Origin of the sequence: Treponema sp. UBA3813, assembly GCA_002368605.1 — a bacterium.
Taxonomy (GTDB): Bacteria; Spirochaetota; Spirochaetia; order Treponematales; family Treponemataceae; genus Treponema_D.
In genome coordinates, this window is record DFEB01000042.1 from 20,711 (window position 1) to 35,408 (window position 14,698).

General features: G+C 45.3%; 15 protein-coding genes. 14 read left to right on the forward strand and 1 reads right to left on the reverse strand.

Annotated elements, in window-relative coordinates:
* From B2089_RS07370 to dapB, 14 genes are all read left to right on the forward strand, one after another.
* Positions 1-443: methyl-accepting chemotaxis protein (locus tag B2089_RS07370; protein WP_296686556.1), on the forward strand; the 443-nt coding region annotated here is incomplete at its 5' end.
* Positions 427-921 (forward strand): chemotaxis protein CheW, encoded by a 495-nt coding sequence (locus B2089_RS07375; RefSeq protein ID WP_296321849.1) that lies wholly within the window; start codon positions 427-429, stop codon positions 919-921. The genes B2089_RS07370 and B2089_RS07375, both read left to right, overlap by 17 nt.
* The gene (locus B2089_RS07380; RefSeq protein WP_296321846.1) at positions 918-1,631 is read left to right on the forward strand and encodes a CheB methylesterase domain-containing protein; all 714 of its coding nucleotides are present in this window, start codon (positions 918-920) and stop codon (positions 1,629-1,631) included. The genes B2089_RS07375 and B2089_RS07380 overlap by 4 nt, the downstream gene beginning before the upstream one ends.
* A gap of 16 nt (positions 1,632-1,647) precedes the next feature.
* Entirely contained in the window at positions 1,648-2,457 is an 810-nt protein-coding gene (locus B2089_RS07385; protein WP_296321842.1) for a CheR family methyltransferase, read from the forward strand.
* Positions 2,454-4,040 (forward strand): chemotaxis protein CheV, encoded by a 1,587-nt coding sequence (locus B2089_RS07390; protein ID WP_296321839.1) that lies wholly within the window; start codon positions 2,454-2,456, stop codon positions 4,038-4,040. The genes B2089_RS07385 and B2089_RS07390 overlap by 4 nt, the downstream gene beginning before the upstream one ends.
* A 14-nt stretch (positions 4,041-4,054) precedes the next feature.
* Entirely contained in the window at positions 4,055-5,839 is a 1,785-nt protein-coding gene (locus B2089_RS07395; protein ID WP_296321835.1) for an adenylate/guanylate cyclase domain-containing protein, read from the forward strand.
* A gap of 83 nt (positions 5,840-5,922) precedes the next feature.
* Positions 5,923-6,561 carry a V-type ATP synthase subunit E gene (locus tag B2089_RS07400; protein WP_296321832.1) on the forward strand — a complete coding sequence of 213 codons (639 nt, stop codon included), beginning with the start codon at positions 5,923-5,925 and terminating at the stop codon, positions 6,559-6,561.
* A complete protein-coding gene (locus B2089_RS07405; RefSeq protein WP_296321829.1) occupies positions 6,558-8,324 on the forward strand; it encodes a V-type ATP synthase subunit A in 1,767 nt (588 codons plus the stop codon). Before B2089_RS07400 ends, B2089_RS07405 begins: the two co-directional genes overlap by 4 nt.
* A 140-nt stretch (positions 8,325-8,464) precedes the next feature.
* On the forward strand, positions 8,465-9,847 hold the full coding sequence (locus B2089_RS07410) for a V-type ATP synthase subunit B (protein ID WP_296321824.1): 1,383 nt from the start codon (positions 8,465-8,467) through the stop codon (positions 9,845-9,847).
* A gap of 96 nt (positions 9,848-9,943) precedes the next feature.
* On the forward strand, positions 9,944-10,564 hold the full coding sequence (locus B2089_RS07415; RefSeq protein ID WP_296321855.1) for a V-type ATP synthase subunit D: 621 nt from the start codon (positions 9,944-9,946) through the stop codon (positions 10,562-10,564).
* 148 nt (positions 10,565-10,712) lie between these two features.
* Positions 10,713-11,216 (forward strand): universal stress protein, encoded by a 504-nt coding sequence (locus B2089_RS07420; RefSeq protein ID WP_296321821.1) that lies wholly within the window; start codon positions 10,713-10,715, stop codon positions 11,214-11,216.
* On the forward strand, positions 11,152-11,895 hold the full coding sequence (pgmB, locus tag B2089_RS07425; RefSeq protein WP_296321818.1) for a beta-phosphoglucomutase: 744 nt from the start codon (positions 11,152-11,154) through the stop codon (positions 11,893-11,895). The genes B2089_RS07420 and pgmB overlap by 65 nt, the downstream gene beginning before the upstream one ends.
* Before the next feature lie 52 nt (positions 11,896-11,947).
* On the forward strand, positions 11,948-13,270 hold the full coding sequence (locus B2089_RS07430) for an aspartate kinase (protein WP_296321815.1): 1,323 nt from the start codon (positions 11,948-11,950) through the stop codon (positions 13,268-13,270).
* An 11-nt stretch (positions 13,271-13,281) separates the two neighbouring features.
* Complete coding sequence (gene dapB, locus B2089_RS07435; protein ID WP_296321812.1) at positions 13,282-14,061, forward strand: 4-hydroxy-tetrahydrodipicolinate reductase; 780 nt, start codon at positions 13,282-13,284, stop codon at positions 14,059-14,061.
* Here dapB and rbr read toward each other — a convergent pair.
* A complete protein-coding gene (gene rbr / locus B2089_RS07440) occupies positions 14,058-14,600 on the reverse strand; it encodes a rubrerythrin (protein ID WP_296321809.1) in 543 nt (180 codons plus the stop codon). The two genes, dapB and rbr, sit on opposite strands and share 4 nt — an antisense overlap.
* Positions 14,601-14,698: the final 98 nt, after the last annotated feature.

Consider the following 14,698-nt stretch of genomic DNA (forward strand, 5'->3'; position numbering starts at 1 on the left):
CGGAATTAGAGGCTTCCACGGCGGGCGAGGCTGGAAAATCTTTCCGCATCGTGGCGAACGAAATCCGTCGGCTTTCTGACGGAATCATCGACGGAACGCACGAAATCAAGGAAAAAATCAACGAGATTCAGCATTCTTCCGACTCGCTCATTCTCGCTTCGGAGAGCAGCACCGAAAAAATCAACTCTGGTTATGAAAATGCGCGCTCTCTTAGCGAAAAATTTGAGAGCATAAAGAAATCGGCGGAAATCACGGCGAAGAGCGCGGACGATATAGCCGACATAATCCAGCAACAGGCGAGTGCGAGCGAACAGATTCTCATTGCAATCAAGGAAATAGCGTCTGGCGTGGAGAATTTCACTGTGGCGACGGACAATATTTCTGGCGCGGCGGAAAATGTTCGAAAAATCAGTGAGGAGTTGAATAATGCAGAACAAGAATGAGCCTGAAAAGGTAATTGAACAATCAACGCTTGTTCCCACCGATGAAATCAACTCGCTTTACGAGTCAGCGGATAAAAATATGACTTATCTGATTTTTTCGGTGGGGAAGAAATTCTTTTCGATTCAAACCTTGCTCGTAAAAGAAATCCTGCACTCTGCGAAAATCCATCCGCTTCCCTTTGTGCCAGATTACATTGAGGGCGTGGTGAACTGCCACGGTACTCCTTTTACGGTGGTAAATCCTCTTAAAATATTGGACTCAGAGGAAAAGGAGATAGAGGGGGGGACCGTGCTTCTTTTTAAGCGTGAGGATGACAATTTTGCGATTCACATTTCAAACATAGAAGTTTTTTTTGAGGTGGAAGAGCAGGATATTCTCGATGATGGAATCCGCTACAAGATGAATGTGATTCCGTTTTTCGATGCGAATTCTGTGGAAGAGAGAATGATAAATGATTTAAGGGAGAATGAAGAATGAGCGACAAAATAAAAGAACTTCTAGCGGAACTAAAACAATCACAGGGAATAGCTTCAGGTAAGGATTTTTCAACAAGACTTAGAAATAACGACAAAACTCAAAAATCAGGCGAAAACGATCTTCCTTGTGACAGAAAATTCACGATTCTTTGCATCGGGGCTTCGACTGGCGGACCCTCGGCGGTTCAGGAAGTTTTAAAGGGGTTGGGGGATAATTTTCCGCTTCCAGTTTTGTACACGCAGCATCTTGATGTCGGATCTGACGACAAAATGGCCAAATGGTTCAGTGACACTTGCCCAAACATTCCGATGACACTGGCTCAAGAAGGGGAAGTTGCCGAAGCAGGACATGTCTATCTTGCGCCTGCCGAAAAACATCTTGTAATCGATTATGTTAAGGGCGGAAAGCCGGTTATGCATCTTTCGGACGAAGAGCCAGAACACTTTTTGCGGCCTGCCGTGAACAAACTTTTCCGTTCGGCGGCAAAAAACTACAAAACGGAATGCCTTGCCGTTCTTATGACTGGAATGGGGGCAGACGGTGCTGAAGGCTGTAAAGAAATAGTCGGCGCAGGTGGCTACACAATCTGCGAGGATGAATCGACTTGCAAAGTCTTCGGAATGCCTGCAGCCGCAATCAAAATGAACGCGGCGAGCAAAGTTCTGCCACGCGGTGAAATTGCCGGCGCAATTTTGAAGTTAGTGAAGTAAGCACACGGAGAAGTTTATGGACGAAAAGGAATTTTCTGAAATCATAGCGCTTATAAGTCAGCAGACGGGAATTATTCCGCGAGAAAGCCACAGGGCGGGAATTATGAATTTCATCGAAAAGCGGAAGAAAGAAATTAGCTTGAACGGTTTGCCCTATTCTGCGTATCTGAGACTTAACAAAGGAGAAATGAACATTCTTCTGAATGCGGCGACCGTGAACGAAACCTATTTTTTCAGGGAGGAATCTCAGTTTTCTCTTCTTAAAGATAAAATCTTCCCTGAATTCAGGGCAAAACTTGGCTCAAAGCCCTTGCGAATTTGGAGCGCAGCTTCTTCGAGCGGTGAAGAAATCTATTCACTGTATCTTCTTGCGCAATCACTTTCCATTAAAACGGAATGTGTGGCAAGCGACATAAACACTGCGGTTCTTGAAAAATGTGCGAAAGGTGAGTATACGCCAAATTCCGTAAAAAGCGTAGACGGGGCGAAATTTCAGCATCTTCTCGCAAAATATCAGAAAACGGACAAGTCAGTTGTTTTCCCGGAGGAAATTTGCAATCAAATTGAACGGCGACAGATAAATCTCTCTTTTGTGGCAGAATCTTTTCCTCGTAATGTGAACTTGATTTTCATCCGTAATGTATTCATATATTTTACAGTTGAAATGAGGCGACAGATTTTGAAAAAAATAGTGGACGAGTCTCTGACTGACGGTGGCTATCTTTTCGTTTCGATGAGCGAGCTTCCAGCCCTGGATTCCTCGGTTCTACCGAAAAATCTTGAAAAAGTCTGTGACGGCAAGGTGTTTTATTTTAAGAAAATATGACAGAAAAACGAAAAAAATCATCAGTACAAAACTTCTCCTCTGCTGAAGACAAAGCCCTGACTCTCAATGATTCTGGTGCTGTTATAAAAAATTATCTTGCAGAAACTCGATGGCTTGCAGAGGCACTCAAAGAAAAGCCTGATTTTGCGGATGAAATTCTCCGTGTTTTGAGTATAACGAAAGACAATTCAAAAATCCTTGGATTTACACCGATTTATAAGATTTACAAGGCTGTCGAGGATTTGTACAAGTCAATTGTTGATGAAAAAACTCTCTTCACTGATAATATTTTGGTTCTGCTTGAAAAAGTCTCTAAAAAGATTTTCGAAATGTGCGATTTGATTGAAAAAAACGAGACAGACGAGCTTTTTGAGACAGAAATTCGCTCCTATCTTTTGTATCTTGATAAGGCGATGGCTGGAGAAATATTCAATGCGGAACATCTCGGTACTAAAACTGAGGAAAAGCACATTACTCAGAAAGATTTCTCGCACTCATCAAAAGAGGATTCGCTTGTTCAAATTCACTTGTCAAAAATCGCCCAACTCGTAAATGCCCACGAGGAGATGCTTGCCCGCTCCTACATCATTATGAATCAAGTTGAGCTTTTAAAAAATGCCCTTCGCGACGGCGACATGCGGACTGTCCGGGATTCCTACAAGCAGATTGCAGCGGATTCCCAGAATCTGCAAGGCTCGCTCCTTCTTTCGCACGACCAATTAATGAATCTTATTCAAGATGATGCTTTTTTGGCACAGCATCAGGATTTTCAGGGATTTTTTGTGTTTGCGAACGGTCGGAAATATCTCATTCCATCGGAATTTGTCGTTGATGTCGTTACAGAAAGCCCTTTGAACTATGAGGAGAAACAGAGCCAGAAATTTTTGGTGTATATTCAGGAAAACGAATCGGGAAGTGAGAAAAATCGCGAGGAGATCCCCGTCTATTCTCTTTCTTCAGTTCTCTCTGGGCAGCCTGCAAAGGTAAAATCTGTTTTGGACTCAATCATCATCGTTCAGTTTCAGTCGCAGAAAATTGGAATTATAGTCGATTCAATGCACAAATTTGTCTCTCTGATTCAAAAGCCCATGCCTCCAGCTTTCAAGAATTTTCCAGTACTAAAGGGACTTGCCTTTGACGAAAAATACGATTTGATTCCGATTCTCAATATTCCTGGAATTTTAAAAAGATTCCGTGCAATGCGTCCTTATGATGTCAAGAAATTTGAGTCGGTAATCAAAAAACGCGCGAGCCATGCCCTTATCGTCGAGGATTCTGAAACCACGCGAATGATAGAAAGAATGATTCTTGAGGATAACGGCTTCGTGGTTTCTGAGGCTGCGGACGGAATCGAGGCAATGACAAAAATCAAGGAAATTCACTTTGACTTGATTTTGTGTGACGATGAGATGCCTAGAATGAACGGTGAGATTTTTTTGGACAATGTGCGTCGAATGGAAAAATATGCCTCTGTCCCCGTGATTTCTGTGTCGAACACAAAAATTCCAAAATCAGACGATTTTATCGCCAAGAGTGACTTTAAGCGCGACGAATTGATTCAGAAAATAAAGGAAAAAATGTAAGGCAGGAGAATAAAATGAGTAAAAAAATCTTAATTTTAGAGCCGTCTTTGACAATGCAGTCGATTTTCAGAAAAAGTCTGCGAAAATCAGATATTGAGATAAAATTCAACGCGAATGGAATCCGCTTCCTCGTCATGCTCTATAATTCGCTTCCCGATGCGATTTTAATTAACGCAAGGAATATGAATCCTTTTTGTACGGAACTTTGTCGTCTGGTGAAAAGTATTACCCGTTTTGACTCTGTCCCGATTGGCGTTTATGCGACTAGCGATTTTTTGTTCTCCGATGAATTTAAGGCAGTTTGTGGTGCAGATTCTTTTATCAATTTTGACGGCGAAACAATTCAAGAAGATATTGAGAGTCTTTGCGCAAAAAAAGGCACGACTCTCGCTCTTCCACAGGAAAACGACATAGTGAAAGCCGCCATTACCGAAAAAATCTTCTCAATGATAAAGAATTTGGAGTCGCTTCCGAAAATTATATCTTCATTTTTAAGCCTTCTTGCCGAAACTTGCGAGTTGCCAATTGCCTCGCTTTTTATGAAAACAGACGATGAACCACTCGGATTTTATGTGTGTGCCGATAATTTCACCGACGAGCAGAAAAATGACTTTCTCAAAGTCTGTGCAACGGATTTTGAGGAGCGATTTTCCAATCTGAATAGTACGGATATTGTTCCGCAAAAACTTGACTCCGAAATCCAACTTGATAAATACAATTCCGATGACCTGCCGCTTTCTGCCTACCATCTTTCACCAATTACTGACGAAAACGGCGAGATTTTTGGAACGGTTCACGCGGTTCGGAGCGGGGGCTTTACGACAAAGCAACTAGATTTGTTCGCTTATTCTGTTAAGACTCTGAGTATTCTTTTAAAAATCGCTGTTCTCGTCAAAAAGAAAATTAAATTCGAGAGGAACATCAGAAAAGCCTTCAGCCGTTTCGTGCCAGAACAGATTATTGATGAGCTTGTTGAGGGGGCTGAAAAGGAAGCTAAAGTTGGCGTGGGCGAAAAACGAGATGTGGCGATTCTCTTCAGTGATATTAGGAGTTTTACAAACATCAGTGAGAAGAACAAGCCAGAGACAATCGTTGCTTTCCTAAACCGATATTTTACGATTATGTGTACGATTATCAAAAAGCACGGCGGCACAATCGACAAATTCATTGGTGACGCTATTATGGCTTTGTTTGGTGCTCCTGTGAGCTATGAAGACAATGCGAGACGGGCAGTGGCTGCGGCCTATGAGATGCGCGAGGCTCTTTCTTCTGTTCCCCTTGATGATTTGGTGCTCCCCGACGGAATGAATTTTAACATTGGAATCGGAATTCACTACGGGGATGTAATTGTTGGCTCAATAGGTTCTGACGATAAAACTGATTATTCTGTCATCGGGGACAGCGTAAATCTTGCAAGCAGACTGGAAGGTCTTACTAAAACCTACGGCACCATGGTTTTAGTAAGTGAGGCCGTAAAAGATGATATTAAAGATAATACAGACGGTTTTGTTTTCCGCTATCTTGATGATGTGAAAGTCAAAGGCAAGGCTAACGCTGTGGGAATCTACGCAGTTGATAAAGGTGAAGATGATTTTTCGGCCGATTACCGCGATTCGTATGGAAAAGGTTTTGCCCTTTACAAAAAAGGTGTGTGGAATCTTGCAAAGGAATATTTCGAAAAAGCCCTTGCAGAAGCTCCTGACGACAAGGCGGCAAAACTCATGCTCTCCCGTTGCACCGAATTCAGCGAAAACCCTCCCGAAAACTGGGACGGCGCGATTGCATTTGCTACCAAATGATTTTCTTGTCCAGTCATCAGGCTTTTTCCTTTAATGGACAATTATTTTTACATATAATATAATTATTAAATTAGGAATTCATTATGGAAGAACTTAGATCTACAGAGATTCTTGATAAAGAGATTGAGGCTGATGCCCGCAAAAAGGCCGAGAAGATTCTTGCCCGCGCCGATAAAGAGGCTCAGGCTGTTCTTGCCGATGTTTCTCGCCGGGTTGAAGAGGCTCGCAGTCAGAAAACTACTTTCTATAGCGAAAAATTGGCTCAGTACGAAAAGGCGATTGCTGAAGCCCTGCCACTTGAAAAAGGCAGATACCTCGTTTCTTTTTACAGCGATGCGGTTTCAAAAGCCTTCAATGACTATTTAGAGAATTTGGGCGGGGAAAAACGGCTTGCCCTCATTGAAAAACGACTCAACAATTTACCTCAGACATGTTTTGAGAAAAAAATAAATGCGTCTGTCTTCGGTTTTAAGGCCGCTGATGCAAAAAAAATCCTTGAAAAAGCCCTTGCAAAAAATCTTGCGAAAGTCGAGGAAATTTCCTTTGAGAAGTCTGGCGAAGAAGGGGCTCTGGGAAACTCCTTCCACGAAGGAATAATTCTTTCCAGCGAAGACGGATTTATCAGAGTGCGGCTTACGATTGACCAGATTGTGCGGGAAATCAAAGACAAATACAGCGAAGAACTTGCACTGGCTCTTTTTGGCGGGAGGTTACCTGAATGAGCATCATCAAAGGAAAAATCACACGAATTTCAGGACCAATCGTTTATGCCGAGGGATTGGAAGGCTGCGGTCTTTATGATGTAGTCGATGTGGGCGAAAAGAAAATCATCGGCGAGATTATCCGCCAGAACGAAGGCAAAGCCACGATTCAGGTTTACGAAGACGACACTGGCATGAAAATCGGTGAGGAAGTCGTCTCTAGTGGCCGTCCTCTCTCTTTAAAACTTGGGCCTGGCTTGGTTGGAACGATTTACGACGGAATCCAGCGACCTCTTAAAAATATGTTCGAGCATTCGGGGGCTTTCCTCGTTCCGGGCGAGCGCACTGAGCCAATCGACACCGAAAAAAAATGGAAGATGACTGTGGCTGAGGGCGTAAGCGAAGGTTGTGAAATCTTTGCCGGAAAGGTCTTGGGCTATGTCCAGGAAACCGAGTCTATCTGCCATAAAATCATGGTTCCGCCTACTGTTAAGGGTAAAATCCTCAAATCTTTTAAGGGTGAGGGCGAATACACGGTTGATGATGTAATAGGCATCACTGATTTAGACGAAGAAATCAAACTTTCTCACTATTGGCCGCTCCGAAATCCCCGTCCTTACGCACAGAAACTTGAAGTCAGTCAGCCTCTTGTTACCGGTCAGCGCGTTATCGATGTTTTCTTCCCCCTTTCAAAGGGCGGAACGGCGGCTATTCCTGGCGGCTTTGGTACCGGGAAAACCATGACCCAGCACGCAATCGCAAAATGGTGTGACGCGGACTTAATCGTTTACATTGGTTGTGGTGAGCGCGGTAACGAAATGACCGATGTTCTCACTGAATTCCCCACATTGATTGACCCTCGAACAGGCCGCTCCCTTATGGAACGAACGATTTTGATTGCCAACACCTCAAACATGCCGGTTGCGGCTCGCGAAGTTTCCCTTTATTCGGGAATCACTCTGGCAGAATATTACCGGGACATGGGAATGCATGTGGCTATCATGGCTGATTCTACTTCACGCTGGGCTGAGGCTTTGCGAGAGCTTTCTGGCCGAATGGAAGAAATGCCTGCCGAAGAAGGCTTCCCGGCTTATTTACCGACCCGACTTGCAGAATTCTACGAGCGGGCTGGCCGAGTAAACGCTCTTTGCGGGCAGGAAGGAAGCGTTTCTGTAATCGGTGCGGTTTCTCCTCCGGGCGGCGACTTTTCTGAGCCTGTCACCCAGCACACCAAGCGATTTATCCGCTGTTTCTGGGCTCTTGACCGGGAACTTGCAAACGCCCGACACTATCCTGCTATCGGCTGGATTGAAAGCTATTCTGAATACGCAGAGGAAGTCCGGGAATGGTGGGACAAACTTGACCCGCGCTGGGCAGAAGTCCGCCTTTCAGCTTTGGAACTTTTGAAAGACGAGCAGAGACTGCAGCAGATTGTCCGCTTGATTGGTCCTGACGCCCTCCCAGACGAAAAGCGAATCGTTCTTACTGTGGCCGACATGATTAAAAACGGCTTCTTGCAGCAGAGCGCCTTCGATGCGGTGGATGTCTATTCCATTCCTGAAAAGCAGATTGCAATCCTCATGCTGATTATGACTTTCTATCAGCGCTCACTTGCCGTAATCAAGGCGGGAGCTCCTCTTCCCACAGTCGTTTCCCTTCCGGTCAAAGACGAAATCGTGCGCTTAAAGTCGCAGGTTCCCAATGACCAGCTGGAGCAGATGAAGGAAGTTGAAGGCCGTCTTGACGAGCAGTTCGGAAACTTGGAAAGACAGTACAAGAGGTAAGGAAAATTAGCGTATGAAGGGAATTGAATATATAGGGAGCGACGGCTTTAGCCGGCAAAACTTGCGAGGCAAGTTTTGAGCGAGTCTCGGAAAAATCTATGATTTTTCCGTTGCTTAAATAAGATAGTGGAGCTTACTGTATGAAAGGTGTTGAATATAAAGGCGTTTCCAGCGTTGACGGACCGATTATTGTCGTAAAACGCAGCGAGAATATTTTTTATAATGAAATTGTCGCGGTACGAGACAGAAATGGCGAAAAAAAGACCGGCCGGGTTATCGATTTGAATGATACGACGGCAATCGTGCAGGTTTTCGGCTCTACCACGGGGCTTGACCTTAACGAGACCAGCGTTGAATTCCTTGAGGAGCCCATGGAATTGCGTGTCGGCGAGGGGCTACTTGGGCGAATCTTTAATGGTCTGGGAGAGCCTATTGACGGCCTTCCGCCCATTGTCTCTAGTAAAAAGGTTGATGTAAACGGAATGCCGATTAATCCCTATGCCCGCGTTTATCCGCGAGACTTTATCCAGACGGGAATTTCTTCGATTGACGGCATGAATACGCTGATTCGTGGCCAGAAGTTGCCGATTTTTTCCGGAAACGGTCTTCCCCACAACCGCCTTGCGGCTCAGATTATCCGTCAGGCAAAAATCCGTAATTCAGACGAGAACTTTGTAATGGTTTTTGCTGGTATGGGTATAAAATATGATCAGGCTCAGTTCTTCATTCATTCTTTTGAGGAATCGGGCGTTCTCTCAAAGGTCGTCATGTTCCAGTCACTGGCAGACGCTCCTTCCATCGAGCGAATCATCACACCCCGCTGTGCTCTTACGGCGGCGGAATATCTTGCCTACGAAAAGAATATGCATGTTCTGGTCGTGATGACCGATATGACAAACTACTGCGAGGCTCTGCGGGAAATTTCAACGACCCGCGGCGAGGTTCCCGGCCGAAAGGGATATCCGGGCTACCTCTATTCTGACCTTGCCGAGCTTTACGAGCGGGCAGGAAAAATCAAGGGAAGCACAGGCTCTATCACCCAGATTCCGATTCTCACCATGCCTAACGATGATATTTCCCATCCGATTCCTGATCTTACGGGCTACATCACCGAGGGGCAGATTGTTCTTGACAGGGAACTGAGCCAGAAAGGCGTTTATCCGCCGGTTTCAGGCTTGCCGTCGCTTTCGCGACTTATGAAAGACGGTATCGGCGAGGGCATGACCCGCGACGACCATGCTGCCGTTTCGAGCCAGCTTTTTGCGGCCTACTCAAAGGTAAAGTCTATCCGAAATCTTGCGGCAATCATCGGTGAGGAAGAATTGGGCGAGGTTGACCGAATGTACCTAAAATTCGGCGAGGCTCTTGAAAGTCAGTTCTTCACTCAAGGAGAGTACGAAGACCGCTCAATCGAAGACACTCTGAATCTTGGCTGGAAGCTCTTGACAATCCTGCCCAAGAACGAGCTCTACCGAATCAAACCGGAATTGATTGAGAAATATTATCCTAAGGATAATGTATAATGCAAAATGCACAATGCATAATTGCAACTGGACATCGGTCGCTATCGCTCCCTTGTCCCGCTTTAATAATTATGCATTATGAATTATTAATTACTAATTATGAAATTAAACATTGCACCTACGAAATCTAATCTTCTCGCTATAAAAGAACAGCTTGCCGTGGCTGAGGACGGCTATGACCTCTTGGAGCAGAAGCGGGAAATTCTCGTCATGGAGCTTATGCGCATGGTGGAGAAGGTTAAGCTTTTGGAGCGTGAGCTGGACAAGGCGATTTCCAGCGCATATCCAGCCCTTCGCAACATGCTTATGACCGTGGGTGGTGACCAGACCGAGCGAATCGCAAAATCTGTCCATTATGAGTACGACATAAAAGAAAAATCCGTGGTGGCTGGCGGCATGACTTTCAATTCGGTGGAAGTCCAGCTTCCCAAGCAGCAGCTTTTTTATTCATTCATGGGAACCTACGCTGATTCCGATAAAGTAATGACGGAGTTTTTCAAATTGCTTTCTCTTCTTACAGAGATGGCTTCAATCCGAACGATTGCATGGCGCCTTGCTACCGAGGTCAAAAAGACCCAGAGGCGGGTAAACGCTCTTGATAAGATGATTATCCCCCAGAACCGGGAGACGAAAACTTACATCGAGAGCGTCCTGGAAGAGAGGGAGAGGGAGAACACCTTCGTCTTGAAGAGTTTGAAAAACAGAAAGTCCAGTTAGCGCTAGGGATTGGAGTGCCGCCGAAGGCGTTCGGAAGCAATGGGATTGCCGTGTCAGGCACGGCAATGACAGTGCGGACGAATGAAGCGTTAGCGGAAGCACGGAAAGCCCGACGGCGAAGCCGGAGCGTCCGAAAACGGAGCATAAAATGATAAAACCCCTGATTCAAAAAGTTGTGGTTGCGGTGAACGGCTCGGAGCAGTCGATTCATGCGGCGATGTACGGAATTCTTCTCTCAAAACAGTACAAATGTGAGTTAAAGGCGATTTATGTCGTGGACACTTCAACTCTCAGACAGCTGACTATGAGCAGGATTTTTCTTGAAGAAGAAAGCAGGAATTATGAGAAGAGGCTTTGTGATGACGGAAGCCGGTATCTTTCTTATCTTGAAAAACTTGCCAAAGAAAAAGGCGTGAAAATTGAAACCGAACTTAAGAAAGGCGCAATCTGGTCAGAGCTTATAAAGGCTGCCGAGGATTTCGGAGCTAATTTGATTCTTCTGGGCGGAAAAGAGCATCCGAATGACACGGCTCAGAATTCTATCCGCCATGATAAAATTTCTGCCACAAACGCGGAGATTATCGGAAGTGCCAGCTGTAATGTCCTTGTGGTGCGAGAGCCGAATATCGAGAAGTTATTCAAAATTGCATAATGACGCGGAATTCCCCAAAACTTCATTAGGCAAGCTTCGCGCCGTACTTTTTGATTTGGACGGCGTTGTTACCGATACAGCTCCCCTTCATTACAAGGCATGGAAGACTATGGCAGAAGAAGAGGGCTTGTATCTTGACGAAAACATCAATAAAAAACTGCTGGGACTTTCTCGTGAGGCTTCTCTTGATGTGATCCTTAAGGAAAACTGCGTTGAGTGGCCGGCAGAAAAAAAGGCGGAATGGTGCGCCAAGAAAAACGAAATCTATAAAAAATCCATAGAAAGTCTTTCTGAAAAAGACATCCTCCCTGGTATAAAAAAACTTCTGGAAGACCTGAAGTCTCATGGACTTGTCTCTTCTCTTGCCTCCAGCAGCAAAAATGCGCCTGCGATTTTGGAGCGTCTGGGGCTGAAGGAATATTTTGCTGCAATCGCCGATGCTGCTACTGTGAAAAATGCAAAGCCTGAGCCAGATCTGTTCCTTTCTGCCGCCGAAAAGGTTGGAGTCTTGTGCACGGATTGTGTGGGAATAGAAGATGCTGTCTCTGGGGTTACAGCCCTGAAAAGAGCCGGGATAAAAGCCGTTGGAATAGAGTCTTCCGTTGAACTTCCAGAAGCTGATTTACGCTTGTCTTCAACGGCAGATTTGACTTACGAGAAACTGATTGGACTTTTTTGAAGAAATTGCCCTCGCTTGAAGAGCTGGAGCACTTTCAGTAAAATAGACCATTATGATAGTTATGAAATTCGGCGGCTCTTCTGTCGCCAATGCGGAGCGAATCCGCCATGTTGCTTCTATTATTCAGGCCTATAAAGAAAGCCGCCCTGTCGTTGTTTTGAGCGCAATGGGCGATACTACTGACCATCTTCTTGACGCGGCAGATATGGCCGTAAATGGCACTGTTGATATTGCCAAGGTCGAGCAGCTTCACTTAGACACTGCCAGGGAACTTGAAATCGATGTTCCTGCCATTAAAGAACTCCTTGAAGAGCTTAAATTCTTGCTCACTGGTATTTCCATGCTTCACGAGCTTACGAAACGCACACGGGATTACCTTGTTTCTTTCGGTGAGCGAATGAGCGTGCGCATGATGGCCGCTTATCTTCAAAAACAAGGCACGCCTGCAAAATTCTACGACGCATGGGATATCGGCATGGTTTCCGATTCCAACTACATGAGCGCGGAATTGCTTGATGAGGTCTGGGAAAATATTCCCAAACACTTGAATGACTACAAAAACGGCAAGCAGACAGAAATTCCTATCGTCACGGGCTTTATCGCAAAAGACAAAAACGGAGTTATTACAACTCTCGGCCGCGGTGGCTCGGATTTGAGCGCAACTATGATTGGCGCTGCCATGAGGGCTGACGAAATCCAGACTTGGAAGGATGTTGACGGCATTCTCACCACTGATCCAAGAATCGTAAAAGAAGCCCATACTGTTCCTGAAGTCACTTATGAGGAAGCTCAGGAGCTTGCCATGTTTGGCGCTCAGGTTCTTCATCCGCGAAGCATGATTCCATGTCGCAAAACTGGAACTCCTGTCCGTGTAAAGAACAGCTACAACATTAAAAGCGCAGGTTCTGTCATCGTCGAAAAACATTCCGGGGCAACTCCTCGCGTTACCGCAATCACTAGTGTTAAAAATGTCACTTTGATTGATATTCAGTCCAGCCGAATGCTTGGAGCGGCCGGTTTCCTTGCTCATATTTTCAATCAGTTCCTCAAATGGAACATTTCAATCGATGTAATCGCAACTTCTGAAGTCTCTGTTTCCCTCACGGTGAACACAAAGGCTGACCTTACAGGACTGCTTGAAGATTTGGCCAGAGTTGCAGAAGTCAAAGCTACAAAAGAAAAGGCAATTGTCACCCTTATCTGTGACGCAAGCCATTCAAGCTCAATCCTTGAGGACGCATTTACTGCCCTGCATAAAGAGAATATCAATGTTCAGATGATTTCTCAGGGAGCCAGCAAGGTAAATATTTCCATGCTGGTAGATTCTAATCAGGCTAATGATGTCGTAAGCATCTTGCACAAGGCTTTGTTTTAACAGGAGAAATTATGAAAATCGCACTTGTCGGATACGGAAAAATGGGCCACATGATTGAGGCCTGCGCAAAAGCAATGGGGCATGATGTCGTCGCTACGATTGATGTCTCCGCAAAAGACGCAACGGCTCTCGTTCCTGCCGGAGACGGAAATGCCGTCGCCCAGGCAGTCAAAAAGAGCGGGGCAGAGGGTGTCATTGAATTCAGCCACCCGACGGCTGTTATCGGAAACTTAAAGGCTCTCATTCCCCTTGGTCTTCCTGTGGTTTGCGGAACTACGGGCTGGGCAAAATCAGAGGACGAAATCGAAGGTCTCTGCGCCTCGTCAAAGGGAACTTGTATGCGCTCTTCTAATTTTTCAATCGGCGTGAATATGTTCTATAAAATCGTTGAGGAAGCGGCGAAAATCATGGCTGACTATTCTGAATATGATGTTGCTGTCTGGGAAGCCCACCATAATCAGAAGGCAGATTCTCCCAGCGGAACGGCTCTTGAAGTTGCCCGCCGTGTCATGATTGGAAACAAAACAAAAACAGAGATGGTTTTTGACGCCTTCCACGAAAAGCCAAAGGCCAACCAGCTTCATGTCTCTTCAACCCGCGTGGGCTTTGTGCCTGGAACTCACACTGTCTTCTTTGACTCTCCCGCAGATGAAATCGAACTCACTCACCGTGCCCGAAGCCGTGAGGGATTTGCCCGTGGAAGCGTGACTGCCCTTGAAAAATTGGCCGCAAAACTCAAATCTGGCGAGCTTGCGGCTGGAAAACTCTACGGAATGAAGGATTTATTCTAGTAGTTATTCTTTTTGACTTCGAAGAAGCTCTGGGGGTGATTGCAAACTGGACAAGCTCCCGGAGCCTTTTTGCCAACAACGATGTGACCGCAATTTGCGCACTGCCAGATAACATCGCCGTCTTTTGAGAAGACTTTTTCGCCTGTTACATTGTCCAGCAATTTGCGGTATCGCTCTTCGTGCTCCTTTTCGATTGCACCGACCATTTCAAATAGTTTTGCGATACGTGGAAATCCTTCTTCTTTTGCTGTCTTTGCGAAACCGTCGTACATATCAGTCCATTCGTAGTTTTCGCCGTCAGCGGCATCCTTTAAATTCTGGATTGTTGATGGAACTTCGCCGTCGTGAAGCAATTTGAACCAGATTTTTGCGTGTTCTTTTTCGTTGCGGGCTGTTTCCTCAAAAATGTCGGCAATCTGCTCGAATCCGTCTTTGCGTGCTTTGCTTGCATAGTAAGTGTATTTGTTGCGAGCCTGAGATTCACCAGCGAAAGCTGTCTGCAAGTTCTTTTCGGTCTGCGTTCCCTTAATGTTTTCCATTCTTTAGTACCTCCGGAAAATATATTGTATCCATTCTAATGGAGAATAATTAAAAGTCAACAGAAAATTACATATAAGTCAAATGTCGAGTTTTGAAA

What these genes read in the sequence shown, in the direction of transcription:
- B2089_RS07375 (WP_296321849.1), top strand. Translation starts at nt 427, where the DNA reads ATGCAGAACAAGAATGAGCCTGAAAAGGTAATTGAACAATCAACGCTT.
- B2089_RS07380 (WP_296321846.1), top strand. Translation starts at nt 918, where the DNA reads ATGAGCGACAAAATAAAAGAACTTCTAGCGGAACTAAAACAATCACAG.
- B2089_RS07385 (WP_296321842.1), top strand. Translation starts at nt 1,648, where the DNA reads ATGGACGAAAAGGAATTTTCTGAAATCATAGCGCTTATAAGTCAGCAG.
- B2089_RS07390 (WP_296321839.1), top strand. Translation starts at nt 2,454, where the DNA reads ATGACAGAAAAACGAAAAAAATCATCAGTACAAAACTTCTCCTCTGCT.
- B2089_RS07395 (WP_296321835.1), top strand. Translation starts at nt 4,055, where the DNA reads ATGAGTAAAAAAATCTTAATTTTAGAGCCGTCTTTGACAATGCAGTCG.
- B2089_RS07400 (WP_296321832.1), top strand. Translation starts at nt 5,923, where the DNA reads ATGGAAGAACTTAGATCTACAGAGATTCTTGATAAAGAGATTGAGGCT.
- B2089_RS07405 (WP_296321829.1), top strand. Translation starts at nt 6,558, where the DNA reads ATGAGCATCATCAAAGGAAAAATCACACGAATTTCAGGACCAATCGTT.
- B2089_RS07410 (WP_296321824.1), top strand. Translation starts at nt 8,465, where the DNA reads ATGAAAGGTGTTGAATATAAAGGCGTTTCCAGCGTTGACGGACCGATT.
- B2089_RS07420 (WP_296321821.1), top strand. Translation starts at nt 10,713, where the DNA reads ATGATAAAACCCCTGATTCAAAAAGTTGTGGTTGCGGTGAACGGCTCG.
- B2089_RS07430 (WP_296321815.1), top strand. Translation starts at nt 11,948, where the DNA reads ATGATAGTTATGAAATTCGGCGGCTCTTCTGTCGCCAATGCGGAGCGA.
- dapB (WP_296321812.1), top strand. Translation starts at nt 13,282, where the DNA reads ATGAAAATCGCACTTGTCGGATACGGAAAAATGGGCCACATGATTGAG.
- rbr (WP_296321809.1), bottom strand. Translation starts at nt 14,600, where the DNA reads ATGGAAAACATTAAGGGAACGCAGACCGAAAAGAACTTGCAGACAGCT.